Source organism: Bacteroidia bacterium (assembly GCA_027493955.1).
Taxonomy (GTDB): Bacteria; Bacteroidota; Ignavibacteria; order SZUA-365; family SZUA-365; genus JAOSJT01.
This window is the reverse complement of the sequence record JAOSJT010000001.1, coordinates 157,070-179,729: the sequence shown is the minus strand read 5'-3', so window position 1 is coordinate 179,729 and position 22,660 is coordinate 157,070. Positions and strand designations below refer to the sequence as shown.

The 22,660-nt window shown below is 58.9% G+C and carries 13 protein-coding genes; 6 read left to right on the top strand and 7 right to left on the bottom strand.

Annotated features, from left to right (window positions below):
• Positions 1-228: 228 nt before the first annotated feature.
• Positions 229-2,469, bottom strand: coding sequence for a carboxypeptidase regulatory-like domain-containing protein (locus tag M5R41_00755; GenBank protein MCZ7554916.1), 2,241 nt, complete (start codon positions 2,467-2,469; stop codon positions 229-231).
• A gap of 419 nt (positions 2,470-2,888) precedes the next feature.
• On the bottom strand, positions 2,889-4,283 hold the full coding sequence (locus M5R41_00750; GenBank protein MCZ7554915.1) for a sigma-54 dependent transcriptional regulator: 1,395 nt from the start codon (positions 4,281-4,283) through the stop codon (positions 2,889-2,891).
• Positions 4,284-4,502: 219 nt separating this feature from the next.
• Between M5R41_00750 and M5R41_00745 the strand changes: the two genes are divergently transcribed.
• Positions 4,503-5,411, top strand: coding sequence for a DUF72 domain-containing protein (locus M5R41_00745; protein MCZ7554914.1), 909 nt, complete (start codon positions 4,503-4,505; stop codon positions 5,409-5,411).
• Here M5R41_00745 and M5R41_00740 read toward each other — a convergent pair.
• The 5 genes from M5R41_00740 to M5R41_00720 form a co-directional block, all read right to left on the bottom strand.
• Positions 5,363-5,512: a hypothetical protein gene (locus tag M5R41_00740; GenBank protein MCZ7554913.1), complete on the bottom strand. Its 150-nt coding sequence runs from the start codon at positions 5,510-5,512 to the stop codon at positions 5,363-5,365. The genes M5R41_00745 and M5R41_00740 overlap by 49 nt on opposite strands.
• A 134-nt stretch (positions 5,513-5,646) precedes the next feature.
• Positions 5,647-6,396 carry a DUF5714 domain-containing protein gene (locus M5R41_00735; GenBank protein MCZ7554912.1) on the bottom strand — a complete coding sequence of 250 codons (750 nt, stop codon included), beginning with the start codon at positions 6,394-6,396 and terminating at the stop codon, positions 5,647-5,649.
• A gap of 38 nt (positions 6,397-6,434) precedes the next feature.
• Positions 6,435-8,477 carry an OmpA family protein gene (locus M5R41_00730; GenBank protein MCZ7554911.1) on the bottom strand — a complete coding sequence of 681 codons (2,043 nt, stop codon included), beginning with the start codon at positions 8,475-8,477 and terminating at the stop codon, positions 6,435-6,437.
• A gap of 121 nt (positions 8,478-8,598) precedes the next feature.
• The gene (locus tag M5R41_00725) at positions 8,599-14,331 is read right to left on the bottom strand and encodes a hypothetical protein (GenBank protein ID MCZ7554910.1); all 5,733 of its coding nucleotides are present in this window, start codon (positions 14,329-14,331) and stop codon (positions 8,599-8,601) included.
• Between the two features lie 175 nt (positions 14,332-14,506).
• On the bottom strand, positions 14,507-15,583 hold the full coding sequence (locus tag M5R41_00720) for a T9SS type A sorting domain-containing protein (GenBank protein ID MCZ7554909.1): 1,077 nt from the start codon (positions 15,581-15,583) through the stop codon (positions 14,507-14,509).
• A 472-nt stretch (positions 15,584-16,055) separates the two neighbouring features.
• On the opposite strand from M5R41_00720, the gene M5R41_00715 reads away from it, so the two are divergent.
• The 5 genes from M5R41_00715 (at position 16,056) to purD (ending at position 22,658) form a co-directional block, all read left to right on the top strand.
• Positions 16,056-17,219, top strand: a complete 1,164-nt coding sequence (locus M5R41_00715) for an acyl-CoA dehydrogenase family protein (GenBank protein ID MCZ7554908.1) — start codon at positions 16,056-16,058, stop codon at positions 17,217-17,219.
• A 26-nt stretch (positions 17,220-17,245) separates the two neighbouring features.
• Complete coding sequence (guaB, locus tag M5R41_00710) at positions 17,246-18,718, top strand: IMP dehydrogenase (protein ID MCZ7554907.1); 1,473 nt, start codon at positions 17,246-17,248, stop codon at positions 18,716-18,718.
• 148 nt (positions 18,719-18,866) lie between these two features.
• Positions 18,867-19,973 (top strand): Xaa-Pro peptidase family protein, encoded by a 1,107-nt coding sequence (locus tag M5R41_00705; GenBank protein ID MCZ7554906.1) that lies wholly within the window; start codon positions 18,867-18,869, stop codon positions 19,971-19,973.
• Between the two features lies 1 nt (position 19,974).
• Complete coding sequence (locus M5R41_00700; protein ID MCZ7554905.1) at positions 19,975-21,363, top strand: glycosyltransferase family 4 protein; 1,389 nt, start codon at positions 19,975-19,977, stop codon at positions 21,361-21,363.
• Complete coding sequence (gene purD, locus M5R41_00695; GenBank protein ID MCZ7554904.1) at positions 21,360-22,658, top strand: phosphoribosylamine--glycine ligase; 1,299 nt, start codon at positions 21,360-21,362, stop codon at positions 22,656-22,658. Before M5R41_00700 ends, purD begins: the two co-directional genes overlap by 4 nt.
• Positions 22,659-22,660: the final 2 nt, after the last annotated feature.

The following is a 22,660-nucleotide window of genomic DNA, read 5'->3' as shown; positions in this document are numbered from 1 at the left end:
CAATTTTTTTTCTCTTTTTATCGCCATAGACATAAAAAAATCACGATTGCACGGCATCTGTCGATAGGAATTACCCATTATCGGCAGAAAATCCGTATTTCGCACGAAAACCGTCCCTTTGCGCGTGGAATATCGCCGGACGAGGCGACCCGTGGGCGCGTTACGAGTGGAAGGAAAAAAAAAGACCGCTATCGCGGCCTTTTTGAGGGAGTACCTGCGGCATTCGCCTCAGGGAATGAGTTCCACAATCTTGTTGAACGGATCGCAGCTTGCATTGATGCTGAACGTGAACTCCCGGGTCTGGTATCCTGTTTTTGCGACATCCACACCGTAGGAGCCTTTGCAAAGGTCCGAAATGACAGCAACACCGTTCGAGTCGGTCTGGATGGTGGTTTGCAGGATGCTGTTTTTCCAGAGTCGTACGGCCGCACCGGCGACGGGATTGTTCGAGCCGTCCTTTACCGTCACGGTAAGCACGCCTGTGCAGCAGGGTGTATCGGAGATCAGGGTCGCCTCGCGAACCACAGGATCGCATTGCTCATTGATGGCGAAGCTGCCCTCGTTGACGGCAAAACCATCCTTCACGATTTTCCAGGTATACGCACCGGCACAGAGATTGCTGACGACCACTTGTCCGTTGGCATTGGTCAGCGGATCGGCAACCACAGATCCGGATTTTTTGAGATACACTTTGGCACCTTGAATGGGATTGCCGTTGGCGTCCTTTACCGTCAGTGTGAAAACACCGCTGCAGCACACCTGCTGCGTCGGTTCCATGGTCTTAAGCACAGTGACGGGGTCACAATTCGTGTTGATGACGAAGCTGCCCTCGATTACCTGCCAGCCCTCTTTGGAGATGCGATAGGTGTATTCCCCGGCGCACAGACCATCAATCACTATCGTGCCGGCGGCATTGGTGAGAGGATCTTCGACAGCGACGCCACCCTTTTTGACGAGTACTTTCGCGCCCTGAATGGGATTGCCGTTGACATCCTTCACCGTCAGGGTGAGTACACCGCTGCAGCACACCTGCTGCGTCTGTTCCATGGTTTTGAGCAAGGTGACAGGATCACAATTCGTGTTGATGGCGAAGCTGCCCTCGATTACCTGCCAGCCATCTTTGGAAATGCGGTAGGTGTATTCACCCGCGCAGAGACCGTCCACGGTAATCACACCGGAGGCGTTGGTAAGCGGATCGCTGATCGGTACACCGTTCTTTTTGATCAACACTTTCGCACCCTGAATGGGATTGCCGTTGACATCCTTCACCGTCAGGGTGAGCACACCGCTGCAGCACACCTGTTGCGTCTGCTCCATGGTCACGTCGCGTGTAACGGGATCGCAGGAGCTGTTGATGGCGAATTCGCCTTCACGCACCGTCCAGCCCTCCTTACTGACGCGGTAGGTATACCCACCTTCGCAGAGATTGCCAATGACGACGACACCGGACGCATTCGTGAGCGCCTCGCCTTTCACTACCCCATTCTTTTTCACAACAACTTTTGCTCCCTCAATGGGATTGTTGTTGTTGTCGCGCACGGTCATGGTGAATTCACCATCACAGCAAGCGGGCGCTTCGAGAACAAGGAATTTCTCCACGGGAGCGCAATTCTCCCCGATGGTGAATGTCAGCTCACGACTTTCATAGCCCTGTTTTTCGACATTGATGCCATACGATCCGGTGCAGAGGGAATCGAACATCGCGACGCCATTGGCGTCGGTGCTCTTGGTCGCAATAATGCCTCCGCCTTTCCAGAGATGAACGGTGGCACCTGGTATCCCCGCGCCGAGCGCCTTTTTGACGGTCAGCGTCAACACACCGGTACAGCAAACCTGCATGGCTTCGAGCACAGCGGTATGATTTACCGGCTCGCAGCTTTCGTTGATCACGAATGCGGCTTCGTACACACGGTAGCCATCGCGGGAAATGCGAATGCTGTAATTACCGGGGCACAGGTTGTCCACGACGACGACACCGTTGGCATCGGTCCGGGGATCGTCAATCAGATTGCCGTTCTTCTTTATCTGCACCTTGGCCTGGGGAATACCGGCATTGTTCGCATCGGTCACGGTAAGAGTGAGCACGCCATCGCAGCATTCCTTGGACGAGGGAGCCATGCGCACATTCAGACCAGTGTGCTCGGGATCGAGCTGCTCGGTGGGATCGACATTCTCGACCCGCCGGGCGCTGTATCCGGCTTTTTGCACGAGTACGTCAAGGGCGGTTCTCGGAACCTTCGGAAACGTGAAGGAACCATCCACATCGGAGACGGTCCGCGCGACTTCAGCGCCATTGTCGTGCCGCAGGGCAACAATCTCTGCACCTTGCATTGGTGTACCGTTTGCGCCATCGCGCACCGTTCCCGCGAAACTTACGGTATCCTGCGGTGGAGTGGCTGCGTCATCCGAACAAGAAATGACCAGCGTCAGGAGGAAAAGAGCCGTGAACAACGGAATCAATCGTGTCATGGAACACCTGAAATGAATGTGATGGGCGCTGTTGAGCTGCAATGGCCGGAAGGGACCGGGAAGGTGCGCGGATGCCAATAGTATAAGATACCTTGAAACGAGAAAAAGTTACACACCTCCGGGCTCCGTGTGAAGAAACGGAGAAAATCGGTGCCGCACGAGCTGCGCCCCCGAAGACCGTCTGCTTCGTCGGCGAATTGTTGACGATCGACGCTCTGAGCGGCCCTCAGGAGTGACTTGCCGGTCCAATTCATGCCTATCAGCTATCCCACTAGCCAGTGGTTAGCATTGCATACCCTTCAGGTTGCCGACACACCGCACCAAGGCTGGAACGACGCGCCGGCCGGCAGTGTCGTTGGACCCGCGCTTCAATATGCACTATTTCCGCAGCGGGTTCACCCAGTATTGTGCGCAAAACGCTAGGTTTCCTTCGCGTGTATCCCATATTCGTCCATCATGCGATACGCGGTGGTGCGCCCGATGCCCAGCAGTGTGGCGGCTTCCTTGATGTTCCAGCCTGTGGTATGCAGTGCGTTGAGCAGAGCCTGTTTCTTCAGTTCCTCCAGCGGGATGATGGGAGCGGACCCGTCAGGAACGGTTTCGATGGGCGGCATGACTTCGGGCGGATGCGGGGGGGGCAGCGTGGTTGGAATCGGAAACAGGGACTCGGGGATTTCTTGTCCTTCGCTGAGTAACACCGCCCGTTCAATGCGTGCCTGCAACTCGCGGATATTCCCCGGCCAGTGATAGGATGTCATGCGTTCGACCGCAAGCCGTGAGAAGAGGAGGCCGTCTCTCCCCTCTTTCCTCGCGAAGACGCCAAGGAAGTGTTCCGCAAGCAGAAGGATGTCCGCCGGTCGCTCACGCAGCGGGGGAAGCTTGACGGGAAAAGTGCACAAACGGTAGTACAGATCTTCACGGAACAGGCCGTCCGCCACCATGCGCGCGAGTTCCCTGTTGGTTGCCGATATCACGCGTACATTCACCCGTACCGTTTCGGTGCCGCCCACACGTTCGAACTCCTGCTGCTGCAGGACGCGCAGCAACTTCGCCTGCAGGGCGAGGTCCATCTCCCCGATTTCATCAAGAAAAATGGTCCCTTGATGCGCAAGCTCGAACTTGCCGGGCTTTCTGTCCACTGCTCCGGTGAATGCGCCGCGTTCATGCCCGAAAAGCTCGCTCTCGAGCAGATCCCTTGGTATTGCCGCGCAGTTGAGCACCACGAAAGGCTGCTCCCGGCGCTTGCCGTTGAAGTGAATCGCGCGGGCGATCAGTTCCTTGCCGGTACCGCTCTCCCCTTCGATCAGCACCGTGATATCGCTGTGCCGCGCCTTGTCGGCAAGGCGCAGGACATTGCGCATGGCTCCATCCGCTCCTATGATGCCCTCAAAACTGGCTTCTCCTTCCACCGCTTCCTGCAACTGCCGCACCCGGTGCTCCAGCTGCTGAAGACGTACTGCTTTCTCCAGCGCAAAGCGGAGTCGGTTGAAGTCCACCGGTTTCGTAAAATAGTCCTCGGCACCGAGCTTCATGGTCTCGACGGCGACATTGATATTCCCTTGAGCGGACAGCATGATCACCGGTGTCGACGGCGAGCGCTCCTTGATATGACGCAGCACGTCCACGCCGGTCATTCCGCTCATCATGATGTCGAGCAACACGATGCCGGGGTCGTCGGGGAACGCCTCAAGAAAGCGGATGCCGCTTTCGAACACGCGGACCTCGTGTCCCCATGCGCGGCCGATGGTGAGTTCCATCAGGCGCCGTGTGGCGAGATCATCATCCACGATGCAGACGCGATACTGTTCGGACATACCTGCGATCTCCTCCGCTGGAATGTGTAAGTGCCTCACGCAATATACCAAGCGACTCTCAGAGGTGCCACCCTTGCGGCAGCGGATCACCCGGACGGATAACAGACGAGGCGACATGGTGTAGTCTCCCTCCTTCGTCGTCCTGAAAACATGCCGAAGCACAGATTTCCCATTTCGCGCGCGAGATGTACATTGATTGAGTCACAAGCAGAGATGATTATGGCGGATTTCAGAATAGGAACATGCAGTTGGAAATACGGTGAATGGAAAGGTGTCGTGTATTCATCGGACAAAGGGATAGATTTTCTCGCCGAATATGCGCGGAAATTCGACACAGTGGAAATTGATCAATGGTTTTGGTCGCTGCACGGTCCGGGGAAGATTGCCATGCCGGATGAGCGCACCGTCCGCTCCTATGCCCAGGCTGTTCCCGATGATTTCCGGTTCACGATCAAGGCGCCCAACAGTGTGACGCTCACGCATTTCTATGCGAAATCGAAACAGGCGCCTCTCGGGGCAAACGATCACTTTCTTTCTGTCTCTCTTTTCAATCGTTTTCTCGAATCCGTCGCACCGCTGCTGCCGCGCACCGCGTGCGTCATGCTGCAATTCGAATATCTGAACCGGCAGAAAATGCAGGGGCGGGATCAATTTCTGGAGAAGCTGGCGTCCTTTCTCGAACACTATGACGAGAGCATTCCCATCGGTATCGAGACGAGGAATCCGAATTATCTGTCGCGACAGTATTTCGATCTGCTCACGGACGCGGGAGCGCAGCATGTATTCCTGCAAGGGTATTACATGCCGGATATTCGGGAGGTCCTCCGCGCACATGGCTACACCGGGAGGAAGACGGTGATCCGTCTGCACGGACCGGACAGAAAGGGGATGGAGGAAAAAAGCGGCGGTGTGTGGAGTCGATTGATCGAAACGCGTGACGAGGAATTGCGGGGAATCGCAGAACGTGTCGCGACGTTACTCGGGGATGGCGTTGACGTCATTGTGAACGTCAACAACCATTACGAAGGGTGTGCACCGCTGACCATCGAGCGCTTCATGACTCTGCTGCGGGCGGCGCTTCAGGAGGCCGGTGTGCCCCTCCCCTCACGGTTGGAAAGTACATCGTAGTAGGTCTGTTCGGCCTCACCCGAAAGGCGGCAGATTCCAAGCGCCAGGGTAAGAAAGGCCGCGCACAGCAGCAGAAAAAGGGATGCGACGACGATAGCCATGATTGCCTCCTGGACAAGAATACAGGAGGTACAATGCAAAACAGTCCGAAAAGTATCGAGTCAAAAAGGAAGGCCGGAAAAAGTGATGCGGTCAGGAAATTCGCACCATCAGTGTTCACCACCCCGGCGCATATTCAGGCGACGCCGTCCAGGCCCAATTCCCTGAGCGGATTGTTGTAAAACGGGCAGCTTGTCGCGAGGCACTCCTGATTGAGTTTGGACAGTCCACAAGCCCTGTGCGTCTGCACGCCGATACGGACACCGGTGGTTTCGAAGAGAAATTGCGCGGCCTCGAGCACGGCGAGTGACGTATCCATTTTGCAGCAACGATGTCGCGCGTCGTCTCCAATACGCTCGAGTGTTCTCGACACAGCGCGCGTGCTCCATTGCTTCTCAAAATCCGCGAACTCGGACGTCCGCGCAAACACCTGGAAAAAAATCCCGCTTCCCGTTGCGGCTCCGCAGCGACCGCTGCTGCCGCATTGACCTTCATGTGCGCATTCGGCGAGAATCCTCGCCTCGTGAAGACGGAGGGCGCGGTCCGTCGCGTCCTCCGTGGAGTTCGCGTACGCCGCTATGAGCGCCGCGGGTACGAGGAAATGATGATCCGCGCCCTGCAGTCGCACTGCGGAATGTCCCATCAGAATCTCGACGATAGCTTGCGGGTCGCGCTCTCTCGTCGTGCGGCAGTAGCGCTCGATAACTTCCACCGCCGAAAGAGCTTTGCAGTCGGGACATATGGCATGTCCCGCAGTGCACACCGAAGCTCCGGTGAGCGGCGATTCACAGATACTGCACAACACATCAATGTCCTCGATTCCCGGCACACGTTCCGCGCCGCAAAACTGACAGAGGTCATCGTCCGAACGGAATACCTGATGCATACAATCCTGACTTTCTTTTCGTGTCTGGCTCGACTGTGTTATTCGACCGGAGTTTCCACGACAATGCTCACCGTGCGACAATAGAAGCGTCCTTCCGGCAGATCATTTGTATACATATTCGTTTCACCGAGACCGGTGGCCTTTTCCAATGGCTGACCCAGCGCCAGCGCCGCAGATCGTGCGCGCCCCAGAGAAAGTGGTTCATTGACGCTCAGTTCTCCGATACGGTCGGTGTAGCCCGTGATGCTCACCGTCGCATTTGCGGCGATACGCGGCTTGATCATACCGGCGATGCGTCTGTTTCTGTCGCCCAATTCTTCGGAATTGAATTCGAAGAGAATCAAATTGTAACGATCGATTTCCTTGTCGCCGAGTCGCTCGCGCCGCTTTTTCTGCACGGTGAGCTGCTCTATCGGCAGCGATCGCAGCGGCGAGGAGGCCTGCTGCGCGGCGGCATCGGTGACATCGATGCGATAGGTGAGCGATGCGCTGCCGCGGGGAATGCTGTTGCGCTCGCGTTCGACCTGCCATTCCAATACGCGCGGGACGTCCCCTCGTCCATCGAAACTCTTGAGCACGGTTCCATCCTGACGAACGGACACCAGCCAGGAAGTGACGCCGGCCTGGCTTTCGACCTCGGGCTTGTACAGAATGACAGGCGGATTGACGGTGCGCAAAGTATCGTCGATCACCACGGGATCGAGTATACGCGGGTCGGTGGAGACGATTTCCACGCGGCGGTTCTCCTCGATGCCGTCAGGATCCGACACATTCGATGGTTTTTCCGGAAGGCCTCGTGCATCGACCGTGATGCGCTCCGAAGCGATGTTCCAGGCAGAGAGGAGATACTCCTTCACAGCATCGGCGCGGCCGCGAGACAGTTGCAGATTCCCCGCCTCGACTCCGGCATCGGTATTCGTGCCCGTCAATTGCAGCGTCGCCTCAGGGTATTGCGTCAGGCGCCGCCCGATGATATTGAGAATGTTGTGATAGGTGCCGAGGATGTCGCGGTCCTTGACGGAAAGTACATCGAAGGAAGCCGCTCGCGCCGGGGTCAGGCGCTCGTAGCGCTCGGGAAGCTGCGCGCTATTCTCGTCGAAAAACACGTAATGCAGCAGCGGACGCATTTCCGTGGAAATAAATTCCTCGACACGAATCGTGGCGATGGGCTGCTCAGAACCATCGGCTGCAAGCGCGACAGCATTGATATCTGCGCTCAGCGCGGGGGGAGCCGGCGGCGGTGGTGGCGGAGGTGGTGGTGGCGGGAGCGGCTTCTCCTCCGGTGTACCGCTTTCCGGTCGATACAACACGCCGACACCCAGACGCAGGGAATTCGAGTACCAGTTCAGTCCATCCGCGACGGACAGGAGGCCGATGGAGTACAGCACTTCCGGAGCCGCCATGAGCGTCCGGCTTTCATTGAGCGGAACTTCGTAGCGCGCACCAGCGAGGAAAGAAGCGGTCAGGGTACCTGCGTCGGGAATGTCGCCGGAGAACTCGTTGCGTGTCCTCCGCTGTTCGTTGAAAAACACACCGACATCCGACGGCTCAACGATTGTCTCTGCCTGTTCAAAGCTTTTCGTCAGAACGTAGCCGAGATTGGGTCCGGCGAGCAGTGAAAATGCACCGAAGAGCTTCCATGCCACAAGCGGTTCGAAAATCAGTGCGGCAAGCGAGGCATCGATGCTGTGTTCGAACACACCGGGGACGGCTTCACCGTTGACATTGACGAGAATGTTCTCCCTGTCGGTCAGCAAGGCGCTGTAGTCGTGATAGCCGAGCCGGAAGAGTATGGCGAAGCTGTCGGCGAAGGGCCATTCCACCATACCACCGATCGCGAAGCCTCCGCCGTCTCCGGTCTCGAAGCGCGGGCAGCAGTTCGGGATTCCAGGAAGTTTCTGGAAATCGGCGGAGTGCATGTTCAGCGAATAATTGATGAATCCGCCGTACCGCAGTCCGGTAGTATCAACCTCGTCGGCGCTCTGCGCAAACACCTGTGAGGCTGTCACGAGAAGAGCGACGAGGAACAGTATTGTCGCCGTCCTGAAAAAATACGAAAGCCGTGCAGATCGAAACATCATTCTGTCGTTCCGTACTGGTGTAGGTGCGTGTGTTCTAATGTAGCAACTTCTCCGCGAAGGAAAAACTCCGTATGGATGAATGCTGAGACGGAGCAAGCGCGAAGATCGTGATGCATCGGTCCTATCGGCGGCTGCCTGCGTTCCGGCGTACCGGCGAACCCACTTTTGTGCCGGGACGCCAACGCATCGCCGGACTGACGACGGAACAACCGCGCTCGTTCGTGACCAAGACCGTGTAGTTCCCTGCGCGTGTCGGAATGTACCAACGCGCCGTCGCACCGGCGATCACTTTTCCATCCCTCCGCCATTGAAAGCTTTCCGCATCGCTCGCGATCAACGTGTCGCCCTGCGACGAAATTCTGGCCACAGGGGCCGGATCTATCTGTACACGGACGGCCTCCGACGTCTCTTCGCAATCTCCCGGTCCTGCCACTGTCACGCGGTATTCACCGGCACTTCGTGCGGTGAGGCGGCGGCCGCTCCCCCCCCCGATCCATCGGTAGCTCCTGAAACCCGCGCCCGCGTCGAGCACGACGCTATCTCCTTCACAGAATCGCAATGGACCCAGAGCGGTAATTTCGGGTGTAGGCGGCTGAAACACCCGCACGATAATCGGCGCGCTGCGACCTTCGCATCCGGCCTCGTTCCAGACACTCACGAAGTACTCCCCCGGCTCGCCCACCAGTATTTCCGGTCCTTCGCTACCATTCGACCATCGGTACCGCGTAAATCCAACAGGCGCGTTCAGACGCACAGACCGTCCCTCACAGATGTCGGTGGCTCCGGAGGCAGTGATGTCGACACGTGGCACCTTCAGGACCGTTACCATCACCGTGTCGATGAGCTGGCAGCCGGATGCGTCGGTCACAGTAACGGTGTATTTCAGACTGCGCCGGGGCGACGCGAGAGGGCTGGCGACGGTCCGGCTATCCAGACCTTCCGGAGGACTCCAAAAAAAATTGAAGGGAGGCGTACCTCCCGTGACGCGTGCTCCAATCGTGATCCCCTCTCCCTCGCACAGGAGCACGGATCTATCATGCGACATTGCCAACGGGGGAGCGACGGTGACGAGCACGGAGTCGCGACTCGAACATCCTTCGGCATCGGTCACGGTTACGGTATAGCGTGTCGTGGCTACCGGCCGCGCTTCCGTACGCGCCTCCACCGTACGCGAAAGTCCGCTTTGCGGCGACCAGGTAAAGCGATACGGTGCCTTCCCGCCTTTCACCTGCACAGCAAGCCGTGCACTGCCGCCGTTGCACACCGTCAGATCCGGCGTGACCTGTATCCGGGGGACCTCCCGTACTCGTACCAGCACCGTGTCGCGCGCCACACAACCAAAGGAATTGCCTACCTGCAGTATATACCGGGTCGTTGCCAGCGGCGCGGCCATGGGAGCGGGCGACAGAGGATTGTCGAGCCCGGTTACAGGCGTCCAGGTAAACTGCGCTTTGTCGCTGCTGTCCGGCGAAGTTGTACCGAGACGCACCGCCGCGCCGACGCACATGTCCTGATCCATCCCGGCATCCGCCTTGTTACACGGCTGTACAATGACGACAATCATCGCCGTGCTTTTGCACCCGTGTGCATCGGTCACCGTCACGGAATACGTGGTGGTTTGTACAGGATTGGCGACGGGTGATGCCGCCGAGGCATCGCTGAGTCCTTCTCGCGGTACCCATTCGTAGCGGTACGGTCTGCTGCCTCCGCTGACACCGAGTTCGATGCGCTTCGACTGCCCTCTGCAAATCGTCAGTTCCTTCGGTAAAGACAGTGCGGGAGGAGGATGCACCGTAACGACCACCTGATCTGCGGCGGTGCAGCCCAGTGCGTCCGTTACAGTCACGGTATATTGCGTTGAGGACGTGGGGCTGGCCGTAGGTGCTGCAATGGACGCATTGCTGAGGCCGAACGCCGGTGACCATTTCCAGGAAAACGGCGGCGTTCCTCCCGTGACGGCAGATGTAAGCTGTACGATGGAGCCGGCACAGATCGTGGCATCGGGCCCTGCCTGCACTCTCGGCGCGACCGTACTGAACACCGTCACCGAGTCGCTCACGGTGCAGCCCGACGCGTCCGTGACGGTGAGCATATACGATGTCGTGCGATTGACGGCGACGCGCGGATTGAGCGTGCGTGTCGAACTGAGCCCGGTGGCCGGACTCCATACAAATCGATATGGTGGACGTCCGCCGGTGACGTTCGCGTTGAGTTCAACTTCAGCGCCGGAGCAGAGAGAAACGTCCTTTCCCGCATTCACGGTCGGGACATCCGCGACCGCCACCGAAATTTGCTCTTCCACGACACAGCCAGCCGCATCGGTAACGGTCACGCGATATGTTGTGGACAGCAACGGGGCTGCAACGGGCGATGGCAAAGTGGCGGAAGAAAGCCCCGCCTCCGGCTTCCACAGATAGGTGTACGGTGCTGTCCCACCGCGTACGCTCGCGGTCAGTTGCGTCGAGGCACCTCTGCAAAGCGTGACACCGCCACTGACTTTCAGCACCGGCTTCGGCTGCACGGTGACACGCACCGTGCCGCCTGTACGGCAACCATTCGCGTCCGTGACGGTAACAGCGTAGGTCGTGCTGCGTGACGGCGAAGCGAGGGGCATGGCTGCCGAGGGATTGTCCAGTCCCGTGACCGGGGACCACTGATAGCGGTACGGAGGTGTTCCGTTCGCCGCCTCTGCTCCGATGCGCACGGGCACACCGGTACAGGAAATGGCATCAGCGACCATGTTCAGACCGGGTTGCGGATGTACCGCGACCAACAGGGAATCCGCAGTGGAGCAGCCGTTCGCGTCGGTCACCGTCAGTACGTAGCGCGTCGTGACCATTGGCGAGGCCTGTGGTGCTGCGATAGTCGGTGAGCTGAGTCCTTCAGCCGGAGACCACCTGTAGCTGTACGGTGGCTTGCCGCCGCTGCTCCGGGGCTTGAGCACGGTTTTTTCACCCGCACAAAGCGACACAGCGTCACCGGCGTCAACCACGGGCGGCTGATGCGCGATGATGCGTATTGTATCGCCGGTAACGCAGCCATTGGCATCCGTCACCAGCACACTTACAGCGATATTCCCGCGTGGGGTAAATCGCGTTTCGCGCGCGGATGGATTCTCCATAATCGCGGAAGGCGACCAGGCGTAGCGGAACGGCGGGGTGCCGCCCCTGGCTTCGGCCTGCAGAAGGGATGGCGTGTTTGCGCATGCCTCGCGGTCTCCGCCTGCGTCGACGGTCAGCGGAGGATGCACGGTCACCAATACGGAATCACTCGAAGTACAGCCCCGTGCATCGGTGACTGTCAGTGTGTACCAGGTGCTTCGACGCGGCGTAGCCGTGGTGACTGCCGTGCCGGGACTCTGCAGACCATCCGCCGGAGCCCAGGAAAACCGGTACGGAGGACTGCCGCCCGAAGCGCTTCCGCCCAGAGTCGCCGAATAGCCGGGACAGACGGCTTGCGGAGGACCCGCCTTCGCCACGGGCAATGCTACCACGGTCACGACGGCGGTGTCGCGCGTTACCGCGCCTTCGGCGTCTGTGACGCTCAGGACGTACGTTGTCGTGTGCGAAGGCGTCGCGGTCGGTCGCTGTTCGTTACTTTTGTTCAATCCGGACGAGGGCTCCCACAGGAACCGATACGGCGGCAGTCCTCCGCCGATATCTCCACCCAAAACGACGGAACTTCCTGCGCAGATTGTCGTGTCGGGTCCCGCGCTTGCGAGCGGTTCATCAAAGATCAGCCGCAGGATGAATGCGTCCGTCAGTCCTTTGCGATCGGCCTGAAAGAGATTTCCTGCGGTCTTGAATCCGCGGCTCTCTGTTCCGCCCACGACAACCACGTTCCCTTTTGCGTCCGCGGCGATGCCATGCGCGATGTCATGCCCTTCGGCACCCGCAAAACTTCCCCAGAGATATGCGCCGTTGCTGCCGAGCCGCATCACGAACGCGTCGAAGCCCATGCCTTTTTCCTTTTGATCAGGAATTCCCGCCAGAGGAAAATCCTTGCTCGCGGTGACCCCGGCGAGGAAAATGTTTCCATTCGCGTCCACATCCAGGCAACCGACTCTGTCCAGGTCCGCGCCGCCGAATACCGCGGACCAGCGGAGGTCTCCCTTTCCTTCGAGCACCGCGACGAAACCATCTATCGCACCACCCTTCTTCGGCGAAAGATTTCCCTTCACCGGGAAGCGCTGACTCTCCGTATATCCCGCGATGACAATACTCCCGTCTTTTCGGACAGCAATACGCTCGGCGCAATCCTCGCCTTCACCACCCAGATAACTGCCGCGGATGACTCTGCGAAGTCGTCCGTCGATGTGATAATACAGACCATCGAAGGTACCACCACCGTACTGCGGTTGGAAGCTGTCGCCGACCGCGGGAAGATTGGTGCTCTCGCTCCTCCCGGAAATGAACATGTCCCCGGATGCATTGACCGCGATATCCGTCGCGATGTCCATGCTCCATCCGCCGATGTACGTGGCCCAGTCGAGCGCTCCGCCAGCGGTAAAACGTGCGACGAACATATCGAAATCACCCGCGTTGCTGGTCTGCCAGGCATCAGGGGTTACCGGGAAATTGGTGCTGTAGGTCGCACCGGCAAGACAGATCCGTCCTTGCGCATCCACGGCGAGTCCACCCAGTTCGTCCGTATAGCTCCCGCCGAGGTAGCTAACCCACTTGCGACGCCCGTCGGCATCGAGCGCGAGCACGAACACGTCGTAGCGACCACCATTCCGCTGTTGCGCTGTGCCTGTACCGATGGGCAAATCCACGCTGGAGGTGGAACCTCCAACAACGATATCGCCACCGGGCGACAGCGCTATCTGCGGATTTTCCTCGGCGCCCGATCCCCCGAAGAAGGTCGTCCAAACACGTCTCCGTTCACGGGAAAACTTCGTGATGAAGAGATCGAAACTCCCGCTGAAAGCGGACTGCATCACCCCGGGAGAGACCGGGAAATCCGTGCTCGCCGTGTAGCCGCAAACATAGGTGGAGCCGTCCGCTCCCACCGCCACATCTCTCGCATAGTCGGAAAGCGAGCCGCCCATGAAAGTGCTCCATTGCAAAAAAGGATCTATCACAAGCGTCTTCCCGGTGGGTACCGCACCGATGTCGAAACGCAAATCCTTGCCTGCCCGCTTCCAGCGCGCCGGTATGCGATCGGCCTCCGCTCCCTGAACAAATGCTACGGGTGCCGCATCGCTGATGCTCCACGCGCCGCAGTCATGGCGTAACGTGCCGTCACCAAGCAGAGAGGTGCCGTTCGCACCATCCATCCGGAGACGTACCAAACGAGCATCCGCCCCGGGATGCACGATAAACTGGTACTTTATACCGTCTTGGGTCGCGAGGCACTCCAAATCGATGCCGGGCCAGACGTTGCGGTAACGAAGTCCCTGCCAGGCGTTGCCGTCCGTATACGGAGCCGCGTGTGTGTAGACCCACCTGTGCGCATCTGCGCGACCGATGGTCTCGACGGAGGCCGGCGCACTCCCGACAAGACGCAAATCGACCCGGTGCGTCATCCACCCGCTAAAAATTTCCGTTGCGCGGTTCACGCGTTCGTCCGCCGCCGTTGCATGCGCCGCGGTGTAACGGACGAAATGCAGGCCCTGCGGAGAAAAGAAGACACGCACACCGTTCAGCATCGTGGTGGCCGCGAAGGGTGCGGCGTCATGCTGGTGAGTGCGGGTGAGATCGCGAAGCAGAAAAATTTCATGGCTGTCGCGGTACTGCTCAATGCGAAAGCCGCCTTCACCGCTGTCAGCAAAGGTGACAGACGGCGCGGCGACTCCGATACGGCAACAGAGGAGAAAGGCAGCTGTGAAACGGAGGGATCCGGCAAGCATCATGGGATAAGCCGATCATGGTGAGGTGTAGTAAAGAGACCTTCTGGCCGAAACACCGTACAAGAGATCGCTGTCGAGAACGCGATCCTTGCGCTATAACCAGCTCTGATTTCCGCGCGGTCCAACTCTGTTTTGTGCGTGAAGCAAGACCGCGCGGAAAAGAGCCCGGGGTAAATCGTCAGCGAACGATCATGATGCGCTGCATCGCGCTGTTCATGCCTGCGGACTGACCGCGAAGCATGTACAGTCCGGCGGGAAGATCGTTCGTCGGGATGGTCAGTGCGTGGCTGCCCGATGGGGCATAACCGTCGAATACCGGCCGGAGCTCGCGACCGAGCATATCGTACAACGCGATGCGCATGTTGGCGCCGCGTTCCTGCGTCCAGCCCACATTCAAGGTACTGCCGCTCTGCGCGGGATTGGGCCACACCGACCGAAGCGCGAATGGCCGGACGGAAGCGAAATCCTCAACCGCGTTGACATTTCCGTCCACCGAGTAGCCGGCTTCCAGCAGCATCGGAGTCATGCTGTCCGAATCGGCACTGTCTACAGCGAGCGTGGCGGCGACGCCGTTCTTCGTCATGAACATGTAATCCGTGTTCGTGGTGTAGCCCTCGGACAACACCTGTCCGCCGATTTCAAAACGGACGGTCAGCTTGGTCACGTTTTTGATGCACAAAGCCTCGTACGAGCCCCGAGGCGTCTTCAGTGTGCCGGAGGAAATTGCCTCAACGGTCATGACCGTTTCCTGCGTCATACCTTCGAGCGGAACGACAGGATCGCCGGTGTAGGTCCATTTGCTGCCGAGCTGCATCGGAAAAAGAAATTGCGGCATAGGCGGCTTGTAGGCCATGATGTAGGGCATGCCCTGCACCTCGGTTGCCACACCGAGTGAATAGAGTCCGGCATCGTTGAGCAGAAAATAGGAGTACGATTCTGACGTGGCATCGAAGTACATGGCATGCGTCGCGCCTTCGAACATATCCGAATACGGAGTGAGGGAGGGATCGACATACACACGCTCGTATTGATCTGATGAGTACTGATACACGGTGAAATCCCATGTATTACCGCTGCCCTTGCTTCCCAGGTTGAATGTGCTCCCGGGCGCGTTGGTTGCGTCAAACGTCGTCGCGGTCCCATTCTGCATCATCGGCTCGGCGTCGGCACGGGTAAATTGCAATTGTGCCTGCGAACCTCCCGCAAAACACACCGTGAGTACGAGAGCAAGCAAGACATGTTGAAACAAACGCATGAAATCCTCCTGGCGTTGTTGGAAATGAATATGAAAAAGTACAAAAACTTGCACAGATATGGGAATACGAATCACGATGTTGCAGGTTGCGTCATCGCCGCGAGTGAATGTCGTACGCGTGCCGTGCGAGGGCGGCACGAAACACTCCGTGCATGCAGCCGACTGTCCGGATACCCGCACCCCGACATGATCATGGCACTCCCGCCATGTGACACTACAGAGACTGACGGCACGGAGACGTGCACCACATCGCGCACAAGGTACGCTGCGCCTCCTACGTGTCCCGCGAAAACGACGCGGCGTGATTTCGTTCCGGCCGCAACGGCGGAGAGGGATACGACGACCGCGCCGATCCTGGCTGTTAGCCGATCCTGCCTTCTGTGGCGGTTGTTTTTCGACGCCGATCTGCGTAATATTAGAGGATATACGCTGAGCATGTCCCTTCCCACTGGTCACACGTCCGGATAGTCCCATGCACACCACCCCCGATTTCTACAACATCGACGCACTGCTCACCGAAGAAGAACTCCTCGTCCGCGATACCGTTCGCAATTTCGTCGCGAAAGAGGTGCTTCCGATCATCGAGGAAGCGAACCGCGAGCATCGCTTCCCCTTGCATCTCGCAAAGCGCATGGCCGAACTCGGCATCTTCGGCGCGACGCTCCCCGAGCAATACGGCTGTGCGGGCGCCAACAACGTCATGTACGGCCTGATGATGCAGGAACTCGAACGCGGCGACAGCGGTGTCCGCAGTTTCGCCAGCGTACAAAGCAGTCTGGTCATGTATCCCATATACCGCTATGGAACAGAGGAGCAACGCCAGCACTGGCTGCCACGGCTCGCCACTGCGGATGCCATCGGTTGCTTCGGACTCACGGAACCGGATCATGGCTCCGACCCCGGCGGCATGGAGACGAAAGCCGTACGCGACGGCAAGGAATTCGTTCTCAACGGCGCAAAAATGTGGATCACCAACGGGACCATCGCGGATGTTGCGGTGGTGTGGGCCAAGCTCGACGGAGAGATACGCGGCTTCCTCGTGGAGAAGAATACGCCCGGCTTCACCGCCCCGGAAATGCGCGGTAAACATTCACTCAAGGCATCCGTGACCTCGGAACTCGTCTTCCAGGACTGCAGAATCCCCGAAAGCAACATTCTGCCGGAGGCCGCCGGACTCAAGGCGCCGCTGTCCTGCCTGACGCAGGCACGCTACGGTATTGCCTGGGGTGCAATGGGTGCGGCTATGGCGTGCTACGACACCGCGGTCAGCTACGCCGTCACACGCAAACAGTTCGACCGTCCCATCGGCTCCTTCCAGCTTGTCCAGCAGAAGCTCGTTGCGATGTTGACTGAAATCACCAAGGGACGCCTGCTCGCGCTGCATCTCGGAAGAATGAAGGATAGCAATACCATGACCTTCGGCCATGTTTCCATGGCCAAGCGCAACAACGTCCATGCCGCGCTGGAAATTGCGCGCATGGCGCGCGACGTCCTCGGCGCCAACGGCATTCTCGACGAGTATCCCGTGATGCGGCACATGAACAACCTCGAGTCTGTGTACACGTACGAAGGTACACACGACATTCACACGCTCATTCTCGGACACGAAATCACCGGCCTGCCGGCATACAGCTAATTATTCACTCATCACCACACTTTTCCATGCCGCAGAAAAAGATCCGCCTCGGCCTTACGTTCGACGACGTTCTGCTCGTCCCGCGAAAATCCTCCATCCTCCCGCGTGAAGCGGATGTCCGTTCCAAATTGACGCGCACCATCGAGCTGAACATACCCTTGCTCAGCGCGGCCATGGACACCGTCACCGAGTCCGACATGGGCATCGCCCTGGCCAGAGAGGGCGGTATCGGCATCATCCACAAAAACATGAGCATCCGCAGGCAGGCGGAAGAGGTGGATAAGGTCAAACGCTCGGAGAGCGGCATGATCGTCAATCCCATCACCCTGCGTCCTGACAAAACCGTCGCCGACGCGCATGAGCTGATGGAGCGCTATAAAATTTCCGGCATCCCTATCGTGGACGAGGAGGAGCGGCTTCTCGGCATTCTCACCAACCGCGACCTGCGCTTCGAGCCCAACCGCTCCATGCTGGTGTACGACATCATGACGCGCGACAACCTCGTCACAGCCCCGCTCGGCACCACCCTGGAAGAAGCGGAATCCATCCTCCAGATGCATCGCATCGAGAAACTTCCGGTCGTGGATAAAAAAGGGCGTCTGCGAGGCCTGCTCACGTTCAAGGACATCATGAAAAAGAAGCACCATCCCAACGCGTGCAAGGATTCGCTCGGACGCCTGCGTGCCGGCGCCGCGGTGGGCATCGCCGCCGATACCCTGGATCGCGTGCAGGCGCTTGTGGACGCCGCGGTGGATGTGGTGATCGTCGATACGGCGCACGGACACTCGGCGGGGGTGCTGGAGATGGTAAAGAAAGTCAAGAAACGCTTCCCGGATCTGCAGCTCATCGCCGGAAACGTGGGTACCGGTTCCGCGACGGAGGACCTGATCAAAGCCGGCGCCGATGCGGTGAAAGTGGGTATCGGACCCGGCAGTATTTGCACGACGCGCGTCGTCACCGGCGTGGGCGTACCCCAGATCACCGCCATCATGGATTGCGCCGAAGCTGCCGTCAAGTATGGCGTTCCCATTATCGCGGATGGAGGCGTCAAGCAAACGGGCGACGTGCCCAAGGCCATCGCGGCCGGCGCGGATTCTGTCATGATCGGCGGAATGTTCGCAGGTCTGGAAGAGAGTCCCGGTGAAAAAATCCTCTATGAAGGCCGCCGCTACAAAGTGTATCGCGGCATGGGTTCCTTAGGCGCGATGAAGGAAGGGAGCAAGGACAGATATTTCCAGGATGTGGAAGACGATATAAAAAAACTGGTTCCTGAAGGCATTGAGGGCATGGTGTCGTATCGTGGACTCCTCGAAGAAACCGTCTATCAACTGCTCGGCGGATTGCGTGCCTCCATGGGGTATTGCGGTGTCGCGACTATTGCGGACCTGAAGAGCAAAACCGAATTCATCCAGGTGACGGCCGCGGGGCTCAAGGAGAACCACCCGCACGACGTTTTCATCACGAAGGAAGCTCCGAACTATCAGGCGGGCAGTAACTGAGTCTGGAGTTATCCACAATCCTGCCGGACCAAGCGCCAGATCTCTCACCGAAAAGAGCTGAGAAATCAACGATTTCAGGCCCATTTTCGACAGACTGGCATAGTTATCCACAGATTCGACGTAATTATCCACATTCACGGACCCGTTCGTGACGCCCAAGCGCAAGATACTCCGCTCTCCGGAAATCGCTGGTCGCCTTCGAGGACTTCGCGCCTCCCTCCGTGAGCGCGGCTGCGATGCCCTGCTCGTGACGAAGCGGACGAATGTGCGTTACCTCAGCGGCTTCACCGGAAGCAACGGATGGCTGCTCGTGAAGCGGCACTCCGCCCTGCTGGTGACGGACAGCCGCTACGAAGAACAGGCCGGCGACGAGGTGCGTGAAGCAACGCTGCTTATCGCCGGTCAGGAGCGTCTGTCCGACGCATTGCTGCGCGTCGGTGCGCTGAAGGGAGCCGAAGCGCTGTGTTTCGAGGCGGAGGATGTCAGTGTCGCCCTCCATGGCACGCTCAAGAAAACCTTCAAGGGAAGCGCGCTGCATCCGCTCACCGGCATCGTGGAATCGCTGCGTGAGAAGAAATCGCCGCTCGAACTCGCGTCGCTCCGCAATGCGGTGGATGTGGTCGAGACCGTGCTTCGCGATATTCTCTCCGACCTGCGTCCCGGTGTGAGCGAACAGAGCATAGCCGCGCGCATCAGCTATCGCCTTCGCGAAGCCGGGGCAGACGGTGACGCCTTCGACCCCATCGTGCTTTTCGGCCCACGTACGTCGCTTGTGCATGGCACTCCCGGTCCGCATCGCCTCAAACGCGGCCAGCCGATTCTGATGGATATCGGCTGCAAGGTGAAAGGCTACTGCAGCGATATCACGCGCACCTTCATCCTGGGACGCGCGTCAAAACGCTTCCGTGCTGCCTACGATCAGCTGCAGAGAGTCCAGCAAGCCGCCAGGGACGCTGTACGGGAGGGAGTAGCGGCGCGCACCCTGGACGCACTGACGCGCGAAGGTCTCGCGGAATCCGGAATGGATACGTATTTCGGGCATGCCCTCGGTCACGGCCTGGGACTCGACGTGCACGAGACACCGGTGCTTTCGTCGCGCAGCGAGCGTCTCCTCGAAGCCGGGCAGATTGTTACTATCGAACCGGGTGTGTATTTCCCGGGCGAGTTCGGTATCCGCATCGAGGATGATGTACTGGTACAGCGCGAGGGGTCCGAAAGCATCACACGCTTCCCCCGCGAATTGATGGAGCTGTGACGTGACCGAAACGCTCCGCACACATCGCGTCCTCGTGATCGCCTATTACTTCCCGCCCCTCGGGCTGAGCGGTGTGCAACGGACATCTAAGTTCGTGAAATATCTTCCGCAGCACGGCTGGCATCCTTCGGTGCTGACAGTCGAAGATCGGGCTTATTTCGCGAAAGATGCCGCCTTGCTGGACGAACTGACGGATCTTCCGGTCCAGATCCACCGGACACGTTCGCTCGATCCGCTGCACCTGCTGCGCAGGAAAAATGTCGTACAGATGCCGCGCGCGGCGACGTTGAGTCTGTTCGGAAAAATAAGCCAGACCCTGCTCGTACCGGACAATAAAATCGGCTGGAAACGCAAAGCCGTGGCCGAGGGCCTGCGCATCATCGAGCGGGATGGTATAGACGTCATTTTCGCCACCGCTCCACCCTACACCGACTTCCTGATCGGAGAAGAGCTGCGCAAGCGCACGGGGCTGCCTCTGGTGGTGGATTATCGTGACGCCTGGGTGGACAATCCCCTGCACTTCTATGCAACACCGCTGCATCGCGCCCTGCATATGCGCCTCGAGCAGCGTGTGCTTCGGGCCGCCGCAGCCATCATCACCATCAACCGGCCCATCAAGGAGCAGATGGTCCGGCGCTATGATCTGGTATCGCACAACGATATCCGCATCATCCCGCACGGCTACGATCAGGACGACTTCACTGGTCTGGAGCGCACGCGCAAAACAGACGGGAAGCTCCGGATTCTTCACGCGGGGACATTTTATTACAACCGCAGTCCTGAAACCCTGTTCCGTGCACTTGCCCTGCTCGGCGAGCGCCATCCTGAAACACGCGGGACGGTAGAACTGCACCTCGTGGGCAGCGCACGCGAGGTGGACGCCGCCATGGTCCGCCGCATGGGGTTGGAGAAACAGGTGATCACCCGCGGCTATCTCGCGCACCGCGACACGGTTCAGGAGCTGGTGAACGCGGACGTGCTCTGGCTGCTCATCGGACGCGGCAAAGGCGAGGGAATGATGTCGACCGGCAAGCTCTTTGAGTACCTCGGTGCGATGAAGCCGATTCTCGCCACCATACCCGAAGGGGCCGCGCGGCAGGTCCTGGAAAAATGTGGAGCAGCTTTTTTTACGGCTCCGGACGACGTGGAGGCCATTGCGAGTCAGATGTACGCCTTGTACCAGCTCCACAAAAGCCATAGATTGCCAGTACCGTCGTACTCTTTCGTCTCACAGTTCGACAGAAATATTTTAACCGGAGCTCTCGCCAAAACCCTGCTCTCGGTGGTCGACACCGACGCCGGGCAGCACACCGTCCACACAAGACGGGCGAGCGAGGCCGCCACCGCCGGGAATACGGTATCATCCATCAGCAAAACCACATCGACATGAACATCCTCGTCGTGGGCAGCGGCGGTCGTGAACACGCCATCTGCTGGAAGCTTTCGCACAGTAAACTCGTGACCGCGCTGTACTGCGCACCCGGCAATGCGGGTACCGCCGCGCTCGGCACAAACATTCCGATCAAGGCAACCGATGTACCGCAACTCCTCGCTTTCACCAAAAAGCAGAATATCGATCTGACAGTAGTCGGACCTGAAGCGCCTTTGGCTGAGGGAATCGTCGACGCGTTTCGTGCCGAGGGAATGCGTATTTTCGGTCCCACCGCGGCTGCGGCGCAGCTCGAGACGAGCAAGGCCTTCGCGAAGGACTTTATGAAGCGCCACCGCATCCCCACGGCCGCATACGAAGTGTTCCGGACAGGAGATGAGGAAGCCGTCAGAGAATACCTCCGCCACGCGAAGTACCCGCTCGTGCTCAAGGCGGACGGCCTGGCCGCCGGTAAGGGCGTCGTTATCGCGCAGGCCTTCGATGAGGCCCTGCTTACCGCGCGTGAAATGCTTTCCGGCAGTGCGTTCGGTGCGGCGGGTACCACGCTCGTGATCGAGGAATTCCTCACCGGCATCGAGGCCTCGGTGTTCGCGCTGACCGACGGAAACCGCTTCGTGACGCTTGCTCCGGCCCAGGATCATAAGCGCATTCTGGATAATGATCTTGGAAAAAATACCGGCGGCATGGGCGCCTTCGCCCCGACGCCCTGGGTCCCCACCGAGATACTTGCAGACATCAAAATCCGTATCATCAAACCCACCATCGACGGTATGCGCGCCGATGGTATACCGTTCAACGGCGTGCTCTTCGTCGGCCTGATGCTCACCGACGAGGGTCCGAAGGTTCTGGAGTATAACTGCCGCTTCGGCGATCCTGAAACGCAAGTCGTGCTCCCGCTGCTCGATTACGACCTGGCCTCCTTGCTGCACGACATCGCCATGGACAACCTGCAACTCAATCGCGTACCCCTGCACGACGCGAACGCGGTCTGCGTCGTGATCGCTTCCAATGGCTACCCTGATGCCTATCAGACGGGCAAGGCCATAGCCGGACTCGACAGCATCGATGAGGCGGCGGAAGGCGTTGTGGTCTTCCATAGCGGCACCGCAATGCAGGGAAAAAACATCGTCACCGCCGGGGGACGCGTATTCGGCGTCACGGCGCTCGGTGAGGATAAGGACTTCGCGACAACAATTCGCATCGCCTACAATGCCGTGAACCGTATCCGTTTCGACGGCGCTTACTACCGCACCGATATCGGCAAAAAAGCGTTATCCACATTCCACCAACCCTGAAG